Raw genomic sequence first — 24,744 nt, forward strand, 5'->3', positions numbered from 1 at the left:
CAAAGAGAGGATAAAATGCAGGGTTCTGTTACAGAATTTTTAAAGCCGCACTTAGTTGATATTGAACAGATTAGTTCAACGCATGCTAAAGTGATTTTAGAACCGTTAGAGCGTGGTTTCGGTCATACTCTAGGAAATGCATTACGTCGTATTCTTCTATCTTCAATGCCAGGTTGTGCTGTAACTGAGGTAGAAATTGAAGGCGTGTTGCACGAATATAGTAGCAAAGAAGGTGTTCAGGAAGATATTCTTGAAGTACTTTTGAACCTGAAAGGCCTGGCGGTTAAAGTTCAGAATAAAGATGATGTTTTTCTGACACTAAACAAATCTGGAATTGGCCCTGTTGTTGCTGGTGACATCACTCATGACGGTGATGTTGAGATTGTAAATCCTGAGCATGTTATTTGCCACTTAACTGATGAAAACGCGTCGATTAGTATGCGTATTCGTGTTCAGCGTGGTCGAGGCTACGTACCGGCATCAGCGCGTGCACATACTCAAGATGAAGAACGTCCGATTGGTCGTTTATTAGTAGATGCTTGTTATAGCCCAGTAGATCGTATTGCTTACAATGTAGAAGCAGCACGTGTGGAGCAACGTACTGACTTAGATAAATTAGTTATCGAGTTGGAAACGAACGGCACTCTCGATCCCGAAGAAGCAATTCGTCGTGCAGCAACAATTTTAGCAGAGCAGCTTGATGCATTCGTTGATTTGCGTGATGTTCGTCAGCCTGAAGTCAAGGAAGAAAAACCGGAATTTGATCCGATTTTATTACGCCCTGTTGATGACTTAGAGTTGACAGTTCGTTCTGCTAACTGTTTGAAAGCAGAAACAATTCACTATATTGGTGATTTGGTACAGCGTACAGAAGTTGAGTTATTAAAAACACCTAATCTTGGTAAGAAATCACTTACTGAAATTAAAGATGTGCTTGCTTCACGCGGCCTATCACTGGGTATGCGTCTTGATAATTGGCCGCCAGCAAGTATTGCTGAAGATTAATTGGTCGAAAGATTAAGATTTTTCTGAGAAGGATAAGATCATGCGCCATCGTAAGAGTGGTCGTCAACTAAACCGTAATAGCAGCCATCGCCAAGCGATGTTCCGTAATATGGCAAGTGCTTTAGTTAGTCACGAAATCATTAAGACTACATTGCCAAAAGCTAAAGAATTACGTCGTGTAGTTGAACCGTTAATTACATTAGCAAAAGAAGATAGCGTAGCAAACCGTCGTTTGGCATTTGCTCGTACTCGCAACGTTGAAACTGTTGCTAAATTATTTAATGAATTAGGTCCACGTTTTGCACAACGTGCAGGTGGTTATACCCGTATTTTAAAATGCGGTTTCCGTGCAGGCGATAACGCTCCAATGGCATACATTGAGTTAGTAGATCGTCCGGAAGTTGCGACTGAAGCAGCTGCGGAATAATTCATCATAAATTAAAAAAGCTCACAATTAATTGTGAGCTTTTTATTTTATTCCAATATAAACGATTTCATAATTTAACGATCGTCTATTCCTTTAATTAAGTAATTCCCTGTTGAATCGGTCAAGCTTCTGAAACCTACATTAATTATCTCGAATTTGTTTCTGTTTAGTCCGTGATAATCAAAATTCTCATGGTGATGACCATGGAATACTTGCGTTACTCCCATTTGGTTCGCCAGATTATTAATGGCATAAAAACCTGTGGGATGCGGTTTGGGCGCTTCGTGGCAAACTAAAATATCCGCCTGTTGTCGTTCCAGTATTTCTATATCCTGCGGAAAAATGGACGTTCTATGTCTCAACGGAACGCCGCCTCGCCAAAGTTTTTCCGGCGGGCAATATTGGCAAAAATGAATCGGGTCAAAATATAGCGGTTTGTTCGGCGGCATCCAAATTTGTCCGCGAAAAACACCGCCAAGTCCAGCAATGCGTTTTCCCTGAATTTCAACGACTTTTCCATGCAAATTACGCGTTTTCCATTTGCTGTTCCAAAGCGCATCGAAGGCTGCCGGAGTTTTACTGTCATGATTCCCATGAATATACCAAATGTCGCACAATTCGCTGAGTTTATCTAATTCATCGGAACAGGTCAGTTGTAAATCGCCTAAAATCACTAATGCAATTTCTTCATCTTTTTTTTGCAGAAACGGATATAAATGATCGTAGCGGCCATGAGGATCACCCGCGAAAAGAATCATAGCGCCTCCTATTGCTCAAAAACCGAACCGTTTTCGTGAGTTAAATCCGCAATTTCTTCTTCGTTCAGAATTTTTTCTACAATTAATTTTGCCTGATTATAGCGATCCAAATAGCTCGGCGAATCGATCTCAATATACGGAACATTGTATTTATCCAGGAGTTTCTTAAGCAGTTGCTGGAACCGTTGGCGTTCTTTTGCATCTCCCAGACTTCTTAATCCGTCATCCACCCATTGCGTATTATTGTTTAATAAAATTGTTACGTCGAAAGGATATTCGCGAATCATCGAATCAAGAAATGGATGGGCTTTGCCTTCGTATTGAATACAAAATGCCTGCGTCGTAATAAAATCCGTGTCGATGAAGGCAACCTTATGAGCATGGCGCACCGCATAATTGATATATTGTTGTTGCCCCAACGCCATTTGCGGATAATCGGAATACTGCATTGCCTGTTCATCGCCGCCCAGTTGTTCAAATACGTATTCACGCCCGTATTCCCAAGCAGATGTGGTGTTGAATACCGTCGCCAATTTATTTACCAATACGGATTTACCGCTGCTTTCACCGCCCAGAATTGCAATTGTTTTAGCGAAAAACGGGCGCACTTCTTTCGGAATGAATTTCCAATAATGAAACGGATTAGTGCGAATTTTAGTCGCGGAGACATTGAAAAATTTCCGTTGCGGATCGACCAGCGATACTTCCAAACCCAGATATTTTTCGTACGGCGCTTTATCCTGAATTTCGCTGCTGAAGACTAAAGTCGGTTTGACATTTTTCTCTTTCAAGAGCTTTTTCACCGCATTAGACCAGCTTTCCCAGCCGTTCGGGTAACTCGGAATGCCGTCTTCCACCAAATGATGAATGAAAATCTGGTTTTTTTGATATTTGAAAATCTGCTGCATCCAGCGCAAACGGTCTTGCACCGTCGGCATGCGTTTCATTTTGCTGTCGTAAAACAGCTTTAAATCGCGTTCCGTATCGCTGCACACCACCACATGCACTTCGTCCACTTTACTGAAGGCTTCATAAATCATATTGATATGCCCGGTGTGCACGGGATAAAACTTCCCGAAAATGACGCCGATTCGCTTATCGTTTTGGGCTGAAATCTGTAGCACGCGATGTAGAGCGGAAAGCTTGTTTGCACTCGGGTTTTTGATTTTTCCGCTGACCAACTGATTAAAATAAGCCCGTGTAATGCCGGCCTGTTCACAAACCTCATTTACTTTCAGTTTCAACTGTTTACGTTTTTCTTGTAGATAAGCATATTCGGATGACATGGAAAAACCCTCATAAAATTGACCGCACTTTATGAAAATGTAGCACAAAACGGAAAGTGCGGCGAGAATTGCTATTGTTTGTCTATTTTATGTAATTTAATTCAATAAATAAAATCGTTTTTTCGCCCTGTAAATTGCGCTATACTATCGCCGCATTCTCAGGGCAGGGTGAAATTCCCTACTGGCGGTCAAGCCCGCGAGCGTTTGTCGTAAGGCAAAGTCAGCAGATTTGGTGAAATTCCAAAGCCAACAGTTACAGTCTGGATGAAAGAGAATAAACCGTTTTGCGATCGTAAAACGGTCTTTCCCATTTCCCGCCCTGATTCTGGTACGATGTATTTACAAGGAATTTACTATGAATCAGTCTTTATTTGCTCAATTCGGCACTGCCGAAGAGCGCGTCGTCAACGCAATTAATGCGTTTAAACAAGGCAACGGTGTACTCGTTTTGGATGATGAGGATCGCGAAAACGAAGGGGATTTAATTTTCCCGGCGGAAACGATCACAACCGAACAAATGGCAAAACTTATCCGTTTCGGCAGCGGTATCGTCTGTTTGTGTATTACGGACGAACTTTGTCGGCAGTTGGATTTACCGCCGATGGTGCAAAATAATACCAGCGTAAATAAAACGGCGTTTACCGTGACCATCGAGGCCGCGCAAGGCGTATCCACCGGGGTATCGGCGGCCGATCGTGTGACCACGGTGAAAGCGGCGGTGGCGGACGGCGCCAAACCGTCGGATTTGCACCGCCCGGGGCACATTTTCCCTTTGCGTGCGGCGAAAGGCGGCGTGTTAACCCGTCGCGGGCACACTGAAGCCGCGGTGGATTTAGCCGTATTGGCGGGATATAAACCGGCGGGCGTCATTTGTGAAATTACCAATGACGACGGCACCATGGCTCGCGCGCCTCAGTTGATCAAATTCGCGCGGGAATTCGGTTATGCCGTGGTCACGATTGAAGATTTAGCGGCCTATCTGGCGCAATAGCCATCTTCGTTTCAATTAAAGTGCGGGCAAAAATTCTTTCGTTTTTTTGCCCGCACTTTTGGTTTAATAAGCCGAAAATTGTTCTCTGAATTCTTTCGGCGTCTGCCGGTGTTCTTTTTTAAATACCGCATAAAAATACTGCAATGACGGGTAACCGCAAATCTCCGCGATTTCCTGAATCGGTATATCGGTGAATTTCAGCATATTTTTGGCGCGGTCCAGTTTTTCCTCATGAATGACCTGATGAATGGTCTTGTTCATTTCGGCTTTAAAGCGTTGTTCAAGATTGGAACGGGAAATGCGCAGGTGATCCAGCACTTGCTCGGTTTTTATTCCCTGAGTCGCGTGATGGCGAATATAATGCATGGCTTGAATAACCAGCGGATCGTGCAGGGAACGGTAATCCGTAGAGCGGCGTTGTTCCACCCGTAACGGCGGCACTAAAATCGGTGTTGAGGCGACGGCCTGTCCTTTTAGCAACTGATCCAATAATTTTGCCGCCTGATAACCGATTTGATTGGTGCCCTGCACTACGGAAGAAAGCGATACGCGGGATAAATATTGGATGAGTTCTTCATTATCGATGCCGATAATACAAAGTTCGTCAGGAACCGCGATGTTGAGATATTCGCAAGCCTGCAATAAATGCCTGGCTCGTGCATCGGTGACGGCAATAATTCCCGTATGCGGCGGCAGATGGCTGATCCAATTGCAGAGTTTGGATTGCACGGCAAGCCAATTATCGGAATGCGCCTGTTCGCCCAGATAAATATAGGTTTGATGACCGTAATTCCGCATGAGCCGCATGAAGGCGTTTTTGCGTTCCTGCGACCAATGCTTCGGCGTTTCGGCGGGCAACCCGTAAAAGGCAAATTGATTGATACCTTTTTGTTTTAAATGCAGGAATGCGGTTTCCACTAAGGCATAATTATCGGTCGCCACATAGGGATGATGAGGATAAAACGCAGGATTCTGATAAGAACCGCCCACCGCAATCACCGGAATGGCGGTATGTTCCAGCATGGCGACGGTTTCCGGATCGTCAAAATCCGCGATAATGCCGTCAATTTCCAGGTGATGCAAACTTTCCTTTCGGTAAACGAAATCGTCTTCAATGAAAATATTCCACAAACATTGCGATGCCTGAATATACTGCCCGACGCCTTCAATGACTTCCCTGTCATAGACTTTGTTGGCGTTAAAAAGCAGTGCGATACGATAATACTTATACTCGTTTGTCATTTGGATTCCCTGAACTGAAACAGGTTATTATCATAGCCAAATTAACGGATAAGAAAACGGATTTGTTGTCGGGATGTGATTTAGTTCAAAAAAATAACCGCACTTGGATAAAGTGCGGTCAAAAATTCGAAAGTTTTTTATCGGTTACATTTTTTTCTTGCTCATGGTATCCATCCATACGGCGAGTAATAAAATGGTGCCTTTGACGATATATTGCCAGAAAGTCGGCACGTCCAGCATGCTCATGCCGTTGTCCAATAAGGCGATAATCAATGCGCCGATTACCACGCCGAAAACGCTGCCGACCCCGCCGGCTAAGCTGGCGCCGCCGATGACACAAGCGGCGATGGCGTCCAGTTCGGCGTTTTGACCGGCGGAAGGCGCGCCGGCACCTAAACGGGCGCTTAAGATTAAGCCGGCGATGGCCACCATAAAACCATTAATAGAGAAAATGATCAGTTTTACTTTTTCCACATTAATGCCGGATAATCTCGCCGCGTCAATGTTGCCGCCGATGGCGTAAATATGCCGGCCGAACGCCGTTTTGCGGGCAATAAACATCCCCGCTACGGCTAAAACGGCGAGCAGCAATACCGGGAACGGAATACCGCGATAATCATTTAACAGATAAATCGCGCCTAATACACAAATGGCGAATAAGCCGTATTTCATGGTTTCCTTTCCCGCGTTAGGCACGGATAAATTAAGATTTTGGCGGGCTTTGCGTTGATAAGATCCCCATAACAGGAAACAAACCACCGCAACAATACCCAAAACCATGCCCGTTGTATCGGATAAATAACCTTGCCCGATTACGGTCATTTCTTTACTGATGGGCGAAACCGTCGTACCGTTGGTCGCGCCGACCAGCATGCCGCGGAAAATCAACATGCCCGCCAGAGTAACAATGAAAGACGGGACTTTCCGGTATGCCACCCACCAGCCGGTACAAGTGCCGAATACTACGCCGGCGGCTAATGTCACAGCGACGGTTAAAGGCAACGGCCAGCCCCACCACACATCGGCGATAGCGGCAAAACCGCCCAATAATCCCATCATGGAACCTACGGATAAATCAATTTCGGCGGAGATAATCACAAAAATCATACCGATGGCTAAAATCCCCGTAATGGAAGTCTGGCGCAATAAATTAGAAATGTTACGTGCGCTAAGATAGGCGCCGTCGGTCGCCACAAAGAAGAACGCCATAATCACCACGATGGCGATAAACATAATGTAAACCTGTAAATTTATGGATTTCAACTTAGTCATAGATTACTCCTTAAGCGCCGCTTCCATCACTTGTTCCTGGGTTAAATTGTTATTGATTAAATCCGCTTTAATTCGTCCTTGATGCATGACCAATACGCGATCGCTAATGCCCAGCACTTCCGGTAATTCGGATGAAATCACAATTACCGCCATTCCCTCTTGCGCCAATCGGTTGATTAATTTGTAAATTTCATATTTCGCCCCCACGTCGATGCCTCGGGTCGGCTCGTCCAGAATTAAAATTCGGGGATTTAGTAACAACGATTTCGCCAAAATGGCTTTTTGCTGATTGCCGCCGCTCAGGCGGCCAATGGCTAATTCCGGCGAAGAGGTTTTCACTTTTAATTTGGCAATGGATTGGTTGATCACGGTTTCTTCCAGGGCTTCATTAATCACTTTTCCGCCGAAACAGAATTGTCTGAGAGAAGATAACGTAATGTTTTTCCCCACGCCCATAATCGGCACGATGCCGTGTTTTTTCCGATCTTCCGGAACCATCACGATTTGATTTTTTATGGCTTCCGCACAATTACGGATTTTGACTTTTTGATTGCGAATAAAAATATCGCCCTGATATTTGCCTTGGTAAGAACCGAAAAGGCATTGCGCCATTTCGGTGCGCCCGGAGCCGACCAGTCCGGCGACGCCCAAAATTTCGCCGGTATGTAATTTGAACTTCGCGTTGTCGACCCGTTTAATATGAGTATTAATCGGGTGCCAGGCGGACAGGTTTTCAACCCGCAGGATTTCTTCGCCGATTTGATGCGCGTCATGAGGATAAAGCGAAGTGATTTCACGCCCTACCATCATGGTGATAATGTCATCTTCCGACATACCGGCGGCAGCTCGGGTGCCGATATGTTCGCCGTCCCGAATCACACAGATTTTATCCGAGATGGTTTTAACTTCATTTAATTTATGGGAAATATAAATGCAAGCGATATTATGAGCGCTTAAATCTTTCACTAAATCCAATAAAATTGCGGTTTCTTTTTCCGTTAAGGAGGCGGTGGGTTCGTCCAGAATTAAAAGACGGACTTGTTTATTGAGGGCTTTGGCGATTTCCACCAGCTGTTGCTGACCTAATCCCAGTTCGCCGACTTTAGTATTCGGGTCGATATCCAACTGTACTTGCTCTAACATGGTTTTGCAGCGTAAATACATTTCGTTGTCGTCGGTAATGCCGGATTTCACCATTTCATTGCCTAAAAACATGTTTTCAAGCACGGTCATGTTTTTGACCAGGGTTAATTCCTGGTGAATGATGGAAATGCCCTTTTCTTCCGTATCTTTAATTCCTTTGGCGATTAAGGGTTCGCCGGAAAAATAAATTTCCCCGCTAAAATCGCCGTGCGGGTAAATTCCGCATAATACCTTCATCAAGGTGGATTTGCCCGAACCGTTTTCACCGCATAAAGAGAGAATTTCCCCGGTCTCTAACGAAATGGAAATATTATGTAATGCGGTTACATCACCGAATTTTTTGGTGATATTTTTCATTTCTAATAATTGAGCCATAAAAACATCCTCGGATTTTGGGTTGAAAGTGCGGTCGAAAAAACGTAAGAAATTTTGACCGCACTTTTGAGAAGTTACATTGCCGAATTATTGATAAACCGCCTCTTTGGTGTGAAAACCGTCTTTGATAACGGTGCTGTCGATGTTGTCTTTGGTGACCACGATCGGATCGAGCAGATAAGCGTCCACCTCTTTCAACCCGTTGTTTAATTTAGCGTTGGATTCAATTTTGCTTTCTTTACCTAAGGCCACCGCAATTTCAGCCGCTTTATCCGCCAGATTGGTAATCGGTTTGTACACGGTCATGGTTTGCGTGCCTTCCACAATACGTTTAATCGCCGCTAAATCCGCATCTTGACCGGAAATCGCCACTTTGCCGGATAATCCTTGCGCGCTTAACGCCTGGATTGCGCCGCCTGCGGTGGCATCGTTGGAGGCGACGACCGCATCAATGTTATTTTTGTTTGCGGTTAAGGCGTTTTCCATAATTTGTAAGGCTTTTTCCGCAAGCCAGCTGTCAACCCATTGATCGCCCACCACTTTAATTTTGCCGCTGTCGATTAACGGCTGTAGCACTTTCATTTGACCTTTACGGAACAATTTCGCGTTGTTGTCCACAGGCGAGCCGCCCATCAGGAAATAATTTCCTTCCGGTTTTTTCTCAACAATTGCGCCGGCTTGTAATTCGCCCACTTTTTCGTTATCGAAGGATACGTAAAAATCCAGGTCCGCATTATTAATTAAACGGTCGTAAGCTAATACTTTCACTCCTTCTTTTTTAGCTTCCGCAATCACATTGCTTAACACATCGCCGTTATGAGGAATAATCACTAAAACATCCACATTTTTATTCAACATATTTTCAATTTGTGAAATTTGTGCCGCATCGTCGCCGTTTGCCGACTGAACCAATACTTTCGCGCCCAGAGCTTCCGCTTTTTTGGTAAAGATATCCCGGTCTTTCTGCCATCTTTCCAAACGTAAATCGTCAATAGACATGCCAATGGTTAAATCTTTTGCTAAAGCCGGATTGCAACAGATTGAAACCGCCGCAACAAGCGATAATAAAGCCGTTTTCATTTTCATAATGACACCTCGAATAGTTAGGTTAATGACGTTAGAGCAACAACCAACTTAGCTCTGAACGAAGTTTGAGCATCTTGTCGGCTAAATTCAATTATCAGATTTGATAATGTCATTACGTTTTTTCATTTCTGTGATCCCCCGCACAATTACGAATTATCGAAATGAAAAAACGAAATAACATAATTGCGGGTAATCTCATTTTTTCCGATGATGCTTGCGAACGTTATTCACTCATGTCCATTTAGGAGAAACCATTATGACAAACTACTTCGACAAAATTGAAAAAGTAAAATATGAAGGTGCGGATTCGACTAATCCGTTCGCATACAAACACTACAATGCGAATGAAGTGATTTTAGGGAAAACGATGGCGGAACATTTACGATTAGCCGTGTGTTATTGGCATACTTTCTGCTGGAACGGTAATGACATGTTCGGAGTGGGTTCGCTTGATCGCAGTTGGCAAAAAATGTCGGATCCGCTGGCGGCGGCAAAACAAAAAGCGGATATCGCTTTTGAATTTTTAACCAAATTAGGTGTGCCTTATTACTGTTTCCACGATGTGGATATCGCGCCGGAAGGCAATTCATATCGGGAATATGTCAGCAATTTCAATACGATAGTGGATATTCTGGAACAAAAACAAGCGGAAAGCGGAGTGAAATTGTTGTGGGGAACGGCAAACTGTTTTAGCCATCCGCGGTATATGTCCGGTGCGGCCACCAATCCGAATCCTGAAATTTTCGCCCGTGCCGCCGCCCAGGTGTTTAACGCCATGAACGCCACCAAACGTTTAGGCGGAGAAAATTATGTATTGTGGGGCGGTCGTGAAGGTTATGAAACGTTATTAAATACGGATTTACGCCGGGAACGCGAGCAAATCGGTCGCTTTATGCAAATGGTGGCGGAACATAAACATAAAATCGGTTTCAACGGCACCTTATTAATCGAGCCGAAACCTCAGGAACCGACCAAACATCAATACGATTATGACGTTGCGACGGTTTACGGTTTCTTAAAACAATTCGGCTTGGAAAAAGAAATCAAGGTCAACATTGAAGCGAATCATGCCACCTTGGCGGGACATTCCTTCCAGCATGAAATCGCTACCGCCGCCGCCTTGGATATTTTAGGTTCTATCGACGCCAACCGCGGCGATCCGCAACTCGGTTGGGATACCGACCAATTCCCGAACAGCGTGGAAGAAAACACGTTAGCGCTTTATGAAATTTTAAAAGCCGGCGGCTTAACCACGGGCGGCTTCAACTTCGATGCGAAAATCCGCCGTCAAAGTATCGATCCTGAGGATTTATTCTACGGTCATATCGGCGCTATCGACGTGCTGGCGTTATCTTTAAAACGCGCCGCCAAAATGCTGGAAGATAATGTGTTGCAAAATCTGCTGGAGCAACGTTACGCGGGCTGGAACGGCGAATTGGGACAACAGATTTTAACCGGTAAATCTTCCCTTGAAGCGCTGGCTCAAGTGGCGCAAACATTGGATCCTAAACCGGTTTCCGGTCGACAGGAATATCTTGAAAACTTGGTGAACGGTTATATTTATCGTTAATTCCATCGTAAAGTGCGGTTGAAAAATCTTTGTTTTTTTGACCGCACTTTTAATAAGGAGCCTTTATGTATATTGGTATCGACTTAGGCACTTCCGGGGTAAAAGCGGTTCTGTTAGATGAAAATCAACGTATCGTTGCCGCCACGCAACAATCTCTTCCCATTTCCCGCCCGCACCCGCTTTGGTCGGAGCAAAATCCCGAAGACTGGTGGCATGCCGCCAATCTTGCCATGTTAGCGCTTGCCCGGCAGCAGGATTTATCTGCGGTAAAAGCCATCGGTTTAACCGGACAAATGCACGGCGCCACCTTGTTAGATAAACAAAACAACGTGTTGCGGCCAGCGATCTTATGGAATGACGGGCGCAGTTTTGCCGAATGCGAAGAACTGGAAAAACGCGTTCCCCGTTCTCGCGAAATTACCGGCAATTTAATGATGCCGGGATTCACCGCGCCTAAACTTAAGTGGGTTCGTCGGCATGAACCCGCTGTTGCGGAAAAAATCAGTAAAGTGTTGTTGCCGAAAGATTATTTGCGCCTGATGATGACCGGTGAATACGCATCCGATATGTCCGATGCCTCCGGCACCATGTGGTTGAATGTGGCGGAACGGAATTGGGACAAATCTTTGCTCGACGCCTGCGGACTGGACGAAAGCAATATGCCGAAACTGTTTGAAGGTAATCAAATCACGGGATATTTGCGTGCGGATCTTGCCAAAAACTGGAAAATGAATGCGGTGCCGGTGGTGGCCGGCGGCGGCGATAATGCGGCGGGCGCTATCGGCATCGGTTTGTATAAAACGGGGCAAGCTATGCTGTCTTTGGGCACTTCCGGCGTGTATTTCGTGGTCACTGATAAATTCACTGCGAACCCGCAAAAAGCGGTGCACAGTTTCTGTCACGCCTTGCCGGACCGCTGGCATTTAATGTCGGTCATTTTAAGTGCGGCTTCCGCCGTGGATTGGGTGCAAAAATCCGCAGGAATTGCGGACATTCAAACGTTATTTCAAAAAGTGGAAAAAAGTGCGGTCAATTCCGAGGCGATTTTTTTACCTTATCTTTCCGGCGAGCGCACCCCGCATAACGACGCCAATGCCAAAGGCGTATTCTGGGGATTAAGCCATAACGACGATCAAATCTCCATAGCGAAAGCCGTGGTGGAAGGCGTGAGTTTCGCCCTGGCGGAAGGCATTGACGTTTTGCATGAAACCGGCGTGACGGCGGATCACATCGCTTTAATCGGCGGCGGGGCGAAGAGCGCTTACTGGCGCCAACTGCTGGCGGACGTTTCGGGCAGAACCATGGAATATCGCACCGGCGGCGATGTGGGACCGGCTCTCGGCGCGGCTAAATTGGCGCAAATTGCGTTGAATCCTCATGAAGATATCGCGAATTTCTGCCGTCCTTTGCCGTTAGAAGCGATTTATCGTCCGAATGCCGAACGCACCGCGTATTACGCGGAAAAACGGGCGAAATACGCGGCGTTGTATCAGCGGCTGAAAGGACTTTAAACGCTAAAGTGCGGTCAAAAAATCGCACGTTTTTTATCGGCAGGAAGAATTCGCTTTTAAAAAACGTGCGATTTTTTGACCGCACTTTTTTCTCCGTTCGTCGTTCTGTATAATCCTTGGAAAATTTTTCGAGGATATCTTTTTATGCAAAATCAACCGCATTTTTACCGCGGGCGTTTTTCCGTCGCGCCGATGCTGGATTGGACGACGCGTCATTGCCGTTATTTTCACCGTCAGTTCAGTCGCCATGCGCTGCTTTACACGGAAATGGTGACGACTCAGGCAATTGTGCACGCCAGTTACGATCATCTTGAGTTTGAGCCGGCGGAAAATCCCGTTGCCGTGCAACTGGGCGGCAGCGATCCCGCGCAGTTGGCGCATTGTGCCAAATTGGCGGAAGCGCGAGGGTATCGGGAAGTGAACTTGAATGTGGGTTGCCCTTCGGATCGCGTTCAAAACGGCATGTTCGGCGCCTGTTTAATGGCGAAAGCGGATTTGGTGGCGGAATCCGTGGCGAAAATGCAGGCGGCCGTTTCGATTCCGGTGACCGTCAAAACGCGTATCGGGATTGATGAGTCGGACAGTTATGAATTCTTGTGCGATTTTGTACAAAAAGTGACCGAAGCCGGTTGCCGAGAACTTATCGTTCATGCGCGTAAAGCTTGGCTTTCCGGTCTCAGCCCGAAAGAAAACCGCGAGATTCCTCCGTTGGATTATGAACGGGTTTATCGGCTTAAACGGGATTTTCCTCATGTTTTCATCAGCATTAACGGCGGAATAAAAACCTTAGAAGAAATGACCGCCCATTTGCAGCGGGTGGACGGCGTTATGGTGGGGCGCGAAGCCTATCAGAATCCGTCGTTGCTCGGAACCGTCGATCAGGCGTTGTTTGATCCGTCGGCGCCGATTGTCAGCGCCCGTGAAGCGGTAGAAAACATGTTGCCTTATATCGAACGCCAGTTGAGCCGGGGCGTGTATCTGAATCACATTGTGCGTCACATGCTGGGCGCATTCCAAGGTTGCAAAGGCGCGCGCCAATGGCGTCGTTATCTCAGCGAAAATGCCTACAAACCGGGCGCGGATGCGGAAGTGGTGCGAGCTGCGTTAAGCTTTGTGGACGCGTAAAGTGCGGTCGAAATTTAAAAGATTTTTTGAAAAACGTTTAAAATTCTGACCGCACTTTTCAGCCTTATTCTACCCGTTCGCCGTGTAAGACCAAATCGAGGCCTTGCCGTTCTTCGTCATAACCGACGCGCAAACCGACGGTTTTGTCGATTAACTTCAGCAAAATAGCGCTGCCGACGGCGCTGTAGGCGATGGTGATTAACACGCTTTCGATTTGAATCCATAAAGTGGTATCTGTGGCGGAAATATCGGTGGACACGAAAACACCCGTTAACACCGCGCCGACAATACCGCCGATGCCGTGAATGCCGAATGCGTCGAGCGAATCGTCGTAACCCAGCCAATATTTAAGTTTAGTGGCTGTGAAAAAGCAGACGGCGCTGGTGATCGCCCCGATGACTAATGCACTTTGCGGCGACACGAAGCCTGCAGCCGGCGTAATGCCGACCAAACCGGCGATGGCGCCGGACGCCAGTCCCAGTGCCGAAGGTTTGTGTTTAAGGCAGACTTCGATGAAAATCCAGGTTAATGCCGCTGCGGCGGTGGCGATTTGCGTCGCAACAAGCGCCATGCCGGCACGTGCGTCCGCCGCCAGGGCGGAACCGGCATTAAAGCCGAACCAGCCTATCCACAACATTGCGGTGCCGATTAATGTCAATACTAGGTTATGCGGCATCATCGATTCGCGTCCGTAGCCGACCCGTTTGCCGATGACTACGGCGGCCACTAAACCCGCAATGCCGGCGTTAATGTGAATTACCGTACCGCCGGCGTAGTCCAATACGCCGTCTAATGCCAGCCAGCCGCCCGGCCCCCATACCCAATGTGCGGTCGGCACATAAATCAGTAATGACCATAAACCGACAAACCAGAGTAATGCGGAAAATTTCATTCGCTCGGCAAAGGCACCGGTAATGATGGCGCCGGCGATCACGGCAAACGCCATTTGAAACAGCATAAAGACGGATTCCGGAATGCTTGCTGCGCCGGGATAAACCGTGACAAGACCTTTTTCCGTCAATAAATCCAGGCCGTTTAAGAAGAAACGATCCGCGCCGCCGATGAGCCCGATGTTAGGCGTGAATGCCAAACTGTAGCCGAAACAAACCCAAATAATTGCAATTAAACAACATGTTGCGAAACTTTGCATCATTGTGGCAAGAACGTTTTTCTTGCGAACCATGCCGGCATAGAATAATGCCAATCCGGGAATCGTCATAAATAATACTAAAATCGTGGAAACCATGACCCAAGTGGTGTCGCCCGCACTGATGACGGAGATCGATTGCAGCCAGTCGGCGGTGCTTGCCGCGGCGGCGCCCGGCAGCATAAGCATGGCCGTTAAGGAAAGTCTTTTCATCTTATTACCTCAAAAATTCCGAAAAAAACAATGAAAAATCAGACCGCACTTTCATCGGTTTCGCCTGTTCGAATCCGAATAACGCGTTCCAACGGTTTAATGAAGATTTTGCCGTCGCCGATTTTTCCCGATCGTGCGACGGAAGAAATCGCGTCGACAGCGCAGTCGACCATGTCATCGGTTAATGCGATATCGAGTTGAATTTTGGGCAGAAAATCAATGACATATTCTGCGCCGCGATAAAGTTCGGTATGACCTTTCTGGCGTCCGAAACCTTTTACTTCGGTTACGGTCATGCCATGAATACCGACGTTATAGAGCGCGTCGCGTACGTCGTCTAAACGGAAAGGCTGAATAATAGCGGTAAGTTGTTTCATATTTACACCTGTTGCTTTTGATGATTAATGGTTGAAAAAAAGCAAAACGAATCCTGTACCCTTGACGAAATCAACGGCAAAATTGTGCTTTTTTTACTTTTGCAGGGGAAATAGAAAGTCAGAAAAGACGAAGAATTTCCTCGGCATATACCGCCACCGAGGAAATGCTCGGACGGCTAGTATTCTTGGCGATGTGCAGCGAAATGCTGCGTCAAATTATCATTATTCATAATTAATTGATTTTATTAGAGAATGTTTTCAAACTGTTCCATTACGGCTTTTGGCCACACGCTGGATTGCACTTCACCGATATGGTGTTTTTGTAACAATAACATGGCTAAACGGGATTGGCCGATTCCGCCGCCGATGGAAAGCGGCATGCGACCGTTGATTAAATCCCGATGCCATTCAAGGTTTAATCGATCTTCGTCATGGGTTAACGCCAGTTGTCGGCGTAACGCGGTTTCATCTACGCGGATGCCCATGGAAGAAAGCTCGAATGCGCGGTTTAAAATCGGGTTCCAGACTAAAATATCGCCGTTTAAGCCTTTATATTCGCCTTCGGACGGCGTTGTCCAGTCGTCGTAATCCGGTGCCCGCATATCATGCGGTTTGCCGTCCGGTAAATCGCCGCCGATACCGATTAAGAATACCGCACCGTATTTTTTGCAGATTTCGTTTTCTCGTTCTTTATCCGTCATATGCGGATATTCTCGTGCCAAATCTTCACTGTGAATAAAGGTGATTTCTTTGGGTAAGAACGCTTTTAACCCGAATTTTTTTTCTACCGCTTCCTGAGTTTCCACAATGGCTGCGTAGATTGAACGTACGGTTTCTTTTAAATAATCCAGATTGCGCTGTCCTGCCGGAATCACTTTTTCCCAGTCCCATTGATCCACGTAAACGGAATGGGTTTGGTCCAGGCTGTCTTCATCCGGGCGCAACGCTTTCATGTGAACGAACAGACCTTCGCCTTCCGCGAAGCCGAAACGCGCTAAGGTATGGCGTTTCCATTTGGCTAATGAATGAACCACTTCGAAGACGGCGTCTTCAATCATTTTGACATTAACTTGTACGGGTTTTTCTTTACCTGATAAATTGTCTTGAATCCCGTTACCGACTTGGCTTAAGATTGGACCCTGAACTTCGACTAATCCTAAATGTTCGGCCAATTTTGTTGTAAATGTGTTTTTGGCAAAACTGATTTCTTGTTGTTGTAAGATAAACGATTTTTTCATGAAAATACCTTTGAATAAATAAAATGCTGCGTACTGTTAACGCTTGTTACATATTATTTAACAGGTAGAGAATTAAATTCAACACTTTTTACTAAAAAATGTTATAATGATGAATATATTTAAATAATCGATTTAAAAATTAAATAAAATCTAAAATTTAGCCTAATAAGGTGACGAGGTGATGTTATGCAGACAATCGATGCGCTAGATCAACAAATTTTACGTGTATTAACCAAAGATGCCCGAACGCCTTACGCGGAAATGGCGAAAAACTTTGGTGTCAGCCCGGGCACGATTCATGTTCGGGTGGAAAAGATGCGTCAATCCGGTATTATTGAAGGCACTAAAGTGCGGATTGACGAACGTAAATTAGGTTATGACGTATGCTGTTTTATCGGGATCATCCTGAAATCGGCGAAAGATTATGACAAAGTCATTAAACAGCTGGAAGCCTTTGATGAAGTGGTGGAAGCTTATTACACCACGGGCAATTATTCCATTTTCATCAAAGTGATGACCCACACCATCGCAGAATTGCATAGCGTACTGGCGACTAAAATTCAGTTGATTGATGAAATTCAATCTACCGAAACATTGATTTCCATGCAGAATCCTATTTTGCGCGATATTCGTCCTTAATTCCGATAAAGCCTTTCTTTCATATGAGAAAGGCTTTTTTTAATTTATCGGTTAACGCACGTGGCAAATTTGTTGTTATCCGCGTCCGTCGTGCAATTTCATCAGCAGTCGATCCATTGCACGGTAGCCCAATGCTTCCGCTAAATGGGTGTGATTGATCCGTTCTTCGCCGGCTAAATCCGCAATGCTGCGCGAAACTTTTAAAATTCGGTGATATGCTCGCACCGACAGCCCAAGTTTATTCAGCGCCTGTTCTAAAAAAACTGCGTCCGCCTCGGTTAATTGACAAAATTGATCGATTTCTTTACTGCCCAAGTGAGCGTTTACTTTGCCTTGCCGATTCAATTGAATTTCCCGAACCTTTAGAATTTTTGACCGCACTTCAGCGCTGGTTTCACCGCGTTCGTCTTTACTTTGCAACGCGCCCTGTGGCAGCAGCGGCACTTCGATGGATAAGTCGAAACGATCGAGAAACGGCCCCGAAAGCTTATTCAGATAACGGATAATTTGCTGCGGCGTCGTGCGATTGTGTGTGCCCTGATAATTGCCGGTAGGGCTGGGATTCATCGCGGCAATTAATTGAAATCTGGCGGGAAATTGAATTTTACTCATAGCACGGGAAATAATGATTTCACCGCTTTCCAGCGGTTGACGCAGCGCGTCCAGCACCCGGCGCTCGAATTCGGGCAGCTCATCCAGAAATAATACGCCGTTGTGGGCCAGAGAAATTTCCCCCGGTCGGGGAATGGTGCCGCCGCCCACTAATGCCGGCAGGGAAGCGCTGTGGTGCGGAGCGCGAAACGGGCGTTGTTTCCAGTTGGAAAAATTCAATTCGTTTTGAACTAAACTGGTAACGGCGGCGGTTTCAATGGCTTCCTGATCGGACATTTCCGGTAATAATCCCGTTAAACGGCTTGCCAACATGGTTTTGCCGGTGCCGGGCGGGCCGAGAAACAATAAATTATGTTGTCCTGCCGCGGCGATAGTTAAGGCGCGTTTGGCGTGCTGTTGACCGATAATATCCGTTAAATCCGCTTGATTTCCTTTAAAAAAATTGACCGCACTTTGCTGTGTCAATTGATCGGCTGAGGGTAATGTCATCTGGTTGTTCAAAAATTGTACGACATCCAGTAATGAATTGGCGTAATAGGTTTCCTGATGAGAAATCAATGAAGCTTCGTTAGCGTTTTGCGCGGCGATAATCATTTTTCGTTTGGCTTTTTGTGCCGCCAGAATGGCCGGAATAATGCCTTGTACGCCGCGCAGATTGCCGGTTAATGCCAGCTCTCCGAGAAATTCGAATTGGCGCAGGCGTTTGGCTTCAATTTGTCCTGATGCCGCCAGAATACCGAGGGCGATGGGTAAATCAAAGCGTCCGCCTTCTTTGGGTAAATCCGCCGGCGCAAGATTTACCGTAATCCGTTTAGCGGGGTATTTAAATTGGGCGTTCAGCAGAGCGCTGCGGACACGATCTTGCGCTTCTTTAACGGTTTTTTCCGGTAATCCGACCAGTACAAATGCAGGTTTGCCGTTGCTGATATGCACTTCAATAGTCACAAGCGGCGCCTGAACCCCGACGGACGCCCGGCTGTAAACAATAGCGAGGGACATAAAAATTCTCCAAAACGACGATTTCGGAGAACTATAAGAAAAGTGCGGTCAAATTTGAAAAGGTTTTACTGCAATTTGGAATGACGTTCACAAAATTGTACGGTCGCTTGTTATTCCGCCGTAAAATTTGGGGCAAACCATTCGTCCAGTTTGGCCGATAAGCGATCGATGCCCAGTTTATTTTGTGCCGAAAACGCTTCAACCTGAATATCGCCCTGAAACGGCAGAATCGCTTCACGTACCATTTTAACGGTTTTGCTGCGCTCGCTTTGACTGAGTTTATCCGCTTTGGTCAACAGTAATAAAACCGCTAAATCAGAGGAAACCGCCCATTCTATCATTTGTTGATCGAGATCTTTTAACGGGTGTCGGATGTCCATCAGAATCACCACACCGCCAAGGCATTCGCGTTTTTGCAAATATTCGGCCAGTGATTTTTGCCATTGCAGTTTCATTTGTTCGGGCACGGCGGCATAACCGTAACCCGGCAAATCCACCAGTTTGCAGTTTGGCGCCGTTTCAAACAAATTGATTAGCTGTGTGCGGCCCGGTGTTTTAGATGTTCGCGCCAGATTTTTTTGATTGGTTAGCGCATTCAGTGCCGTGGATTTTCCGGCATTGGAGCGCCCGGCGAATGCAATTTCAATACCTTTATCTTCCGGCAGCTGTTTGATATTTGCGGCGCTGGTCAGAAAACGGGTTTTGTGATAATTCAGTTTAATTTCAGACATAATCTTTCCTTTTAGTTGCGCTAAGGATACCCGATAAATGACAAAATGCCAAAACTAGCTTTGACGTAAAATTACGGCCCGTAGGTGATCGTAAATCAAATTAAAGAAAAAAGTGTATACCACAATCAATAACGTAAGACTGATATCCATAATAAATGCATCTAACCAATTGATTTTTAAGATGAAAGCAACCAGTGGTAAAGTGAAAGCTAATAAACCGCCTTCAAACGCCAGCGTATGAAACATGCGTAATAATGTGCGACGTTTTTCGCGTGCGCCGGGGAAATATTTATCGAAAATCCAGTTGAACAACATATTCCAGAATACGGCGATAACGGAAATCAGTACAATCACGATACCCGTTTCGGTCGTGGGATGAGAGGTCGTAAGCTTGACGGCAAAGATGGAAATAATAATTGCTAGAAATTCAAATAAAATCGCATGAAAAAGGCGTTCAAGCGCGGTCATTTTAGATAAAGAAAATTAAAAACTCCGGTAGTCTTATTCTACTGGAGTTTGTTTGTGAAATATATCGATTTATTCGTCGTTTTCCACCGGTTGCGGTTGTTTGGCCGTGTAATTGTATATCACTAACAGCGCAAAAATACCGACAATCACCGCAGTAATGACATTCGGTGACAAATATTGCGCCATGTAACCTAATACAATGCCTACACCGCCAAAGTCAGCATCGGAAAATGTGGTATTGGCGAAACCTAAAGATCCTAGCACCGGAAGCAGGAAAACCGGCAGGAACGTAATGAGTAAACCGTGAGCGAAGGCACCAATAATGGCGCCGCGGCGCCCGCCGGTTGCATTACCGAATACTCCGGCGGTCGCGCCGCAGAAAAAGTGCGGAACGACGCCCGGTAAAATCAGCACCCAGTTCAGTTGTCCCAATAAAGCTAACCCGATGACGCCGCCGGCAAAACTGGCAAGGAAGCCGATTAATACGGCATTCGGCGCATAAGGGAACACGATTGGACAATCTAACGCCGGGTGTGCGTTAGGCACTAATTTTTCCGAGAAGCCCGTGAATGCCGGAACGATTTCAGCCAAAATTAAGCGTACGCCTTGCAGAATAATGAATACGCCGGCGGCAAAGGTAATCCCCTGAATCATAGCGTAAACCAAATAATGCTGACCGTTACTGAAATTAGCGGTGACATATTCACTGCCGGAAGCGATAGCCAAAATGAAGTAAATCACCATCATGGTAAGGGAGATAGAGATAGAACTGTCACGCAAGAAACTGAGGTTTTTCGGCAAATCCATTTCTTCCGTCGATTTAGAGCCTTTGCCCACAATGCCGCCGATTACGGCGGACAACACATATCCTAACGTGCCGAAATGGCCGAATCCCACCTCATTAGTGCCGGTTACTTTGCGGGTGTAACGATGGATTAACGCCGGGAAGAACGCCATAATCAATCCTAGTGTCAACGCGCCCACAAAAATGAGTTGTACGCCTTCAAATCCTGCAACGGTCAGGATGACGCCGATCATACAGGCCATATAGAAAGTGTGGTGACCGGTTAAGAAAATGAATTTTAAGCGGGTAAAACGTGCCACAATGATGTTAGCCGCCATACCGAACGCCATGATAAGTGCGGTGGACGTACCATATTTTTCGATAGCCATTGACACAATCGCTTCGTTATTCGGAATAATCCCCTGCACGTTAAAGGCGTGTTCAAACATATTGCCGAGCGGCGTTAATGATGTAAGCAACACCGTCGCCCCGCCGCTGAGCACAATAAACCCAAGAATGGTTTTGACGGTGCCCTTGATGGTATCAGACAGGCTTTTTTTCTGAGCAATCAAACCGACAAGGGCAATTAATCCCACCAATACGGAAGGGACTTTCAGAATATCCAAAATAAAAAAGAGTAAGCCGTCCATACGATTTCTCCTTATCCCCGACAGGTAATGTTATTGATTAAAATAGGCGGAGAGTTTTTCTTCAAGCTCTTTGGTGCCGACAATATTTTTTATCACCAGAATTTTGTCTTTAGGCAAACCGCTACTGTCGGCAATATCGTTGGCCATTACAAATAAGTCCGCATCATTTGCGTTTACGGAGGCTAAATCCGTGTGTTCCACTTCTGCGTCCACGCCCAATTTTTTCAGGACTTTTTTAATGTTCATATCCATCATAAAGCTACTGCCGATTCCGTGTCCGCACACCGCCATAATTTTCATGTCGTTACTCCTTGTAAGAATGATAAATGGTCATGAAAGCAATCTATACCTATCCGCTAAGGTAATCAATGTGCGGCGTTTGATTTTGTGAGAAAGATCACACAACATCGAATTGCCGTATCGCCATATTTAAAAATGGCTCGGAACGGGCGTTTCTTTTCGGAATGCGTGTGATTTTGTGACTTATTTCCCTTTTTTCACCCAATAATGAAACGGCGATTGCGCCGTGTCGGCGCGCACTAACGTATGTTCCATGAATTGGCAGAAGCTGGGAATATCGCGCGTTGTGGCGGGATCGTCGGCGATGACAAGTAAAATTTCGCCGTCCTGCATGTGACGAATTTGTTTGCGTACCAGCATCACGGGTTCCGGACAACGGAGCCCCGAGGTATCGAGAGTGTGGTGGATGGTGATATTGTTCATTGGGTATAATTCGGGTTTTTATCGATTAGCGCGTATAATAACTTTCTGGTAAAGTGCGGTCAAAAATTAAGATGTTTTTTGCCGTATTTAATCCCGAAAAGTGCGGGCGATTTTGAGGAAGAAATTAGATTACGGTCGAATTAATCGGTCGCCGCGTCTATGCGAAAATATAATACTGTGATTAAAAATCGGTGTTTTTGGCAAAATGTGCAATTTATTCCGGCGATAAGTGGTGATAAACTTGCGGCGTTTAACCAAGAATTAACCGAGCGTTTCGCGGGACAATTGGTATTGAATCAAATTAAATAGAGAAATTTTGTGCATATTTTTACCATTATTCGGATTGTCGGCATTTTAGTCATGTGCTTTTCCTTTACGATGCTTGCGCCGGCATTTGTTGCGTTAATGTATGACGACGGCGGCGGTACGGCATTTATTCAGTCTTTTGTAATTAGTCTGGCGGTGGGAACAAGCCTGTGGTGGAGTTGCCATTTACATAAGGAAGAATTGCGTTCCCGCGAAGGTTTTCTTATCGTTGTGTCGTTTTGGGTGGTATTGGGCAGTCTTGCCGCCTTGCCGTTTATGCTGTTCGACGAACCGGATTTGACGCCGGCGTCGGCATTTTTCGAAGCCTTTTCAGGGTTAACCACCACGGGCGCAACGACGATTACCGGGCTGGATAATCTGCCGAAAGCCATTTTGTTTTACCGCCAGTTTTTGCAATGGTTGGGCGGCATGGGGATTATCGTGTTGGCGATTGCCATTATTCCGTTGTTGGGCATCGGCGGCATGCAATTGTATCGGGCCGAAATGTCGGGACCGATGAAAGAACAAAAAATGCAGCCGCGCATTGCCGAAACGGCCAAAACGTTATGGTTCATTTATGCTTCGCTCACGGCGCTTTGCGCTTTATCTTATTATTGGGCGGGAATGTCGGGATTCGATGCTATCAGTCACAGTTTTTCCACGGTGTCGATTGGAGGATTTTCCACCCATGACGCCAGTATGGGTTATTTCAACAGCCCGACAATTAATATGATTACCGTGGTGTTTTTGCTGATTTCCGCTTGTAATTTCGCTTTGCATTTCCGTGCTTTTTCTGAAATCCGCGGGGGCCATTTTTTAAGAATTTATTTGCGGGATCCCGAATTTCGCTTTTTCATTCGGATCCAAATCGTGCTTATCGCTCTATGTACTTTTGCGTTAGTCAGCCATCAATCGTCCGAGCATTGGTGGACAAGCGTGGAACAAGCGGTTTTCCAGGCGGTCTCCATTTCAACCACCACCGGTTACACTACTGCCGATTTTGCTCACTGGCCTTCTTTCATCCCAATGTTGCTGATTATTGCGTCCTTTATCGGCGGCTGTGCGGGCTCGGTCGGAGGCGGATTACGCGTGGCCCGCGTGTTAGTGCTTTATTTGCAAGGTTTGCGCGAGCTGAAATTATTCGTACATCCCAATTTGGTTTATCCGATAAAATGGGGAAATTCGATTTTAGATAACCGAGTCATTTCCAGTATTTGGTCGTTTTTTTCCGCTTATGCGCTGTTATTTGTGATTTGCCTGTTATCGGTTATCGCCTGCGGACTGGAACCCTTTGACGCATTCAATGCCGTGCTGGCCTGTTTGAACAATTTAGGTCCCGGTATGGGTATTGTCAGCAACAATTTTGTAGAAGTGCCGGATAGCGCAAAATGGATTCTTACCGGTGCGATGGTATGCGGACGACTTGAGATTTTCACGTTACTGGCGTTATTCAGCCCGGCGTTTTGGAGAACATAATGAAAACCTTGATTATTTATTCAAGCCGTGACGGACAAACCAAGAAAATCGCTGAGTTTATCGCACGGAAAATTCATGCCGAAGTGGTTTCTCTCGAACAAAGTGCGGGCAAAAATTTAAACGATTTTGAGCGCATTGTCATCGGAGCGTCCGTCCGCTACGGACATTTCCACAAAGCGCTTTACGAATTTATCGAAAAACAGACCGCACTTTTAAATCAAAAAACGACGGCGTTTTTCGGTGTGAATCTGACCGCGCGTAAGGAAGAAAAAAACACGCCGGAAACCAACGTTTACGTGCGTAAGTTTTTGCAGCGGATTTCATGGCGACCAACCCTTTCCGTCGTTTTTGCCGGCGCGTTACTTTATCCGCGCTATAATTTTTTTGATCGAACGATGATCCGCTTGATCATGAAACTTACGGGAGGCGAAACGGATCCGACGGTTGAAATCGAATATACGGATTGGAATAAAGTGGCGGCTTTTGCCGCAGAATTGGCGGAACTTTAAATCAAATCGAATCGTTTACCGATTGAAAAAACAGATAAAAAATCGCCCGCACTTTTGCGATGGTATAAAGTGCGGTCAAAA

24 protein-coding genes and 1 riboswitch are annotated in these 24,744 nt (G+C 46.0%); of the genes, 9 read left to right on the top strand and 15 right to left on the bottom strand.

All coding sequences use genetic code 11. The features are described 5' to 3' along the window. Positions 1 to 15 precede the first annotated feature (15 nt). Positions 16 to 1,005, top strand: coding sequence for a DNA-directed RNA polymerase subunit alpha (locus tag P7M01_RS06590; RefSeq protein WP_202936717.1), 990 nt, complete (start codon positions 16 to 18; stop codon positions 1,003 to 1,005). A gap of 40 nt (positions 1,006 to 1,045) precedes the next feature. Further along, positions 1,046 to 1,432 (top strand): 50S ribosomal protein L17, encoded by a 387-nt coding sequence (gene rplQ, locus P7M01_RS06595; RefSeq protein WP_202936718.1) that lies wholly within the window; start codon positions 1,046 to 1,048, stop codon positions 1,430 to 1,432. 74 nt (positions 1,433 to 1,506) lie between these two features. Here rplQ and P7M01_RS06600 read toward each other — a convergent pair whose 3' ends face one another. Together P7M01_RS06600 and nadR are read right to left on the bottom strand one after the other, a co-directional pair. Continuing rightward, positions 1,507 to 2,190 carry a metallophosphoesterase family protein gene (locus P7M01_RS06600; protein WP_317483552.1) on the bottom strand — a complete coding sequence of 228 codons (684 nt, stop codon included), beginning with the start codon at positions 2,188 to 2,190 and terminating at the stop codon, positions 1,507 to 1,509. An 8-nt stretch (positions 2,191 to 2,198) separates the two neighbouring features. Further along, positions 2,199 to 3,476, bottom strand: a complete 1,278-nt coding sequence (gene nadR / locus P7M01_RS06605; RefSeq protein ID WP_202936720.1) for a multifunctional transcriptional regulator/nicotinamide-nucleotide adenylyltransferase/ribosylnicotinamide kinase NadR — start codon at positions 3,474 to 3,476, stop codon at positions 2,199 to 2,201. 150 nt (positions 3,477 to 3,626) lie between these two features. Continuing rightward, a riboswitch (FMN riboswitch) is annotated at positions 3,627 to 3,756 on the top strand. A gap of 75 nt (positions 3,757 to 3,831) precedes the next feature. Between nadR and ribB the strand changes: the two genes are divergently transcribed. Further along, positions 3,832 to 4,467, top strand: a complete 636-nt coding sequence (gene ribB / locus P7M01_RS06610; RefSeq protein ID WP_202936721.1) for a 3,4-dihydroxy-2-butanone-4-phosphate synthase — start codon at positions 3,832 to 3,834, stop codon at positions 4,465 to 4,467. A 63-nt stretch (positions 4,468 to 4,530) separates the two neighbouring features. On the opposite strand, the gene P7M01_RS06615 is transcribed toward ribB, so the two are convergent. The 4 genes from P7M01_RS06615 to xylF all read right to left on the bottom strand — a co-directional run bounded on the left by P7M01_RS06615 (position 4,531) and on the right by xylF (position 9,585). After that, positions 4,531 to 5,709, bottom strand: coding sequence for a XylR family transcriptional regulator (locus P7M01_RS06615; RefSeq protein ID WP_317483553.1), 1,179 nt, complete (start codon positions 5,707 to 5,709; stop codon positions 4,531 to 4,533). A 144-nt stretch (positions 5,710 to 5,853) separates the two neighbouring features. Continuing rightward, positions 5,854 to 6,981, bottom strand: a complete 1,128-nt coding sequence (locus tag P7M01_RS06620; protein WP_317479977.1) for a sugar ABC transporter permease — start codon at positions 6,979 to 6,981, stop codon at positions 5,854 to 5,856. A 3-nt stretch (positions 6,982 to 6,984) separates the two neighbouring features. Next, positions 6,985 to 8,499 carry a D-xylose ABC transporter ATP-binding protein gene (gene xylG / locus P7M01_RS06625; protein WP_317475017.1) on the bottom strand — a complete coding sequence of 505 codons (1,515 nt, stop codon included), beginning with the start codon at positions 8,497 to 8,499 and terminating at the stop codon, positions 6,985 to 6,987. A gap of 87 nt (positions 8,500 to 8,586) precedes the next feature. Continuing rightward, a complete protein-coding gene (gene xylF / locus P7M01_RS06630) occupies positions 8,587 to 9,585 on the bottom strand; it encodes a D-xylose ABC transporter substrate-binding protein (RefSeq protein WP_202936725.1) in 999 nt (332 codons plus the stop codon). A gap of 256 nt (positions 9,586 to 9,841) precedes the next feature. Here xylF and xylA point away from each other — a divergent pair, with 256 nt between their 5' ends. The 3 genes from xylA (at position 9,842) to dusA (ending at position 13,791) form a co-directional block, all read left to right on the top strand. Further along, positions 9,842 to 11,155 carry a xylose isomerase gene (gene xylA / locus P7M01_RS06635; RefSeq protein ID WP_317483554.1) on the top strand — a complete coding sequence of 438 codons (1,314 nt, stop codon included), beginning with the start codon at positions 9,842 to 9,844 and terminating at the stop codon, positions 11,153 to 11,155. 65 nt (positions 11,156 to 11,220) lie between these two features. Beyond that, positions 11,221 to 12,666: a xylulokinase gene (gene xylB / locus P7M01_RS06640; RefSeq protein ID WP_317483555.1), complete on the top strand. Its 1,446-nt coding sequence runs from the start codon at positions 11,221 to 11,223 to the stop codon at positions 12,664 to 12,666. A 144-nt stretch (positions 12,667 to 12,810) separates the two neighbouring features. After that, on the top strand, positions 12,811 to 13,791 hold the full coding sequence (gene dusA / locus P7M01_RS06645; RefSeq protein ID WP_317483556.1) for a tRNA dihydrouridine(20/20a) synthase DusA: 981 nt from the start codon (positions 12,811 to 12,813) through the stop codon (positions 13,789 to 13,791). A gap of 64 nt (positions 13,792 to 13,855) precedes the next feature. On the opposite strand, the gene P7M01_RS06650 is transcribed toward dusA, so the two are convergent. The 3 genes from P7M01_RS06650 to asnA form a co-directional block, all read right to left on the bottom strand. After that, on the bottom strand, positions 13,856 to 15,151 hold the full coding sequence (locus P7M01_RS06650; RefSeq protein WP_317483557.1) for an ammonium transporter: 1,296 nt from the start codon (positions 15,149 to 15,151) through the stop codon (positions 13,856 to 13,858). Between the two features lie 38 nt (positions 15,152 to 15,189). Beyond that, positions 15,190 to 15,528: a P-II family nitrogen regulator gene (locus tag P7M01_RS06655; protein WP_202936729.1), complete on the bottom strand. Its 339-nt coding sequence runs from the start codon at positions 15,526 to 15,528 to the stop codon at positions 15,190 to 15,192. Between the two features lie 245 nt (positions 15,529 to 15,773). Then, positions 15,774 to 16,766: an aspartate--ammonia ligase gene (asnA, locus tag P7M01_RS06660; protein WP_202936730.1), complete on the bottom strand. Its 993-nt coding sequence runs from the start codon at positions 16,764 to 16,766 to the stop codon at positions 15,774 to 15,776. 186 nt (positions 16,767 to 16,952) lie between these two features. Here asnA and asnC point away from each other — a divergent pair, with 186 nt between their 5' ends. Beyond that, a complete protein-coding gene (asnC, locus tag P7M01_RS06665) occupies positions 16,953 to 17,405 on the top strand; it encodes a transcriptional regulator AsnC (RefSeq protein ID WP_202936731.1) in 453 nt (150 codons plus the stop codon). Positions 17,406 to 17,480: 75 nt separating this feature from the next. Here asnC and P7M01_RS06670 read toward each other — a convergent pair whose 3' ends face one another. The 6 genes from P7M01_RS06670 to tusA form a co-directional block, all read right to left on the bottom strand. Then, positions 17,481 to 19,016 carry a YifB family Mg chelatase-like AAA ATPase gene (locus tag P7M01_RS06670; protein WP_317483558.1) on the bottom strand — a complete coding sequence of 512 codons (1,536 nt, stop codon included), beginning with the start codon at positions 19,014 to 19,016 and terminating at the stop codon, positions 17,481 to 17,483. Positions 19,017 to 19,126: 110 nt separating this feature from the next. Then, positions 19,127 to 19,747 (bottom strand): ribosome biogenesis GTP-binding protein YihA/YsxC, encoded by a 621-nt coding sequence (gene yihA / locus P7M01_RS06675; protein ID WP_317483559.1) that lies wholly within the window; start codon positions 19,745 to 19,747, stop codon positions 19,127 to 19,129. A gap of 54 nt (positions 19,748 to 19,801) precedes the next feature. Beyond that, positions 19,802 to 20,215 (bottom strand): PACE efflux transporter, encoded by a 414-nt coding sequence (locus P7M01_RS06680; RefSeq protein ID WP_317483560.1) that lies wholly within the window; start codon positions 20,213 to 20,215, stop codon positions 19,802 to 19,804. A gap of 69 nt (positions 20,216 to 20,284) precedes the next feature. Further along, positions 20,285 to 21,649, bottom strand: a complete 1,365-nt coding sequence (locus P7M01_RS06685; RefSeq protein WP_317483561.1) for a PTS ascorbate transporter subunit IIC — start codon at positions 21,647 to 21,649, stop codon at positions 20,285 to 20,287. Between the two features lie 30 nt (positions 21,650 to 21,679). Beyond that, a complete protein-coding gene (locus P7M01_RS06690; RefSeq protein WP_317477787.1) occupies positions 21,680 to 21,949 on the bottom strand; it encodes a PTS sugar transporter subunit IIB in 270 nt (89 codons plus the stop codon). 183 nt (positions 21,950 to 22,132) lie between these two features. Then, a complete protein-coding gene (tusA, locus tag P7M01_RS06695) occupies positions 22,133 to 22,372 on the bottom strand; it encodes a sulfurtransferase TusA (protein ID WP_317480243.1) in 240 nt (79 codons plus the stop codon). A 360-nt stretch (positions 22,373 to 22,732) separates the two neighbouring features. Here tusA and P7M01_RS06700 point away from each other — a divergent pair, with 360 nt between their 5' ends. Continuing rightward, complete coding sequence (locus P7M01_RS06700; protein ID WP_394853231.1) at positions 22,733 to 24,154, top strand: TrkH family potassium uptake protein; 1,422 nt, start codon at positions 22,733 to 22,735, stop codon at positions 24,152 to 24,154. Then, on the top strand, positions 24,154 to 24,663 hold the full coding sequence (gene hemG / locus P7M01_RS06705; RefSeq protein ID WP_202936739.1) for a menaquinone-dependent protoporphyrinogen IX dehydrogenase: 510 nt from the start codon (positions 24,154 to 24,156) through the stop codon (positions 24,661 to 24,663). The genes P7M01_RS06700 and hemG overlap by 1 nt, the downstream gene beginning before the upstream one ends. The last annotated feature ends 81 nt before the right edge of the window (positions 24,664 to 24,744 follow it).

The organism is Exercitatus varius (assembly GCF_029577735.1).
GTDB lineage: Bacteria > Pseudomonadota > Gammaproteobacteria > Enterobacterales > Pasteurellaceae > Exercitatus > Exercitatus varius.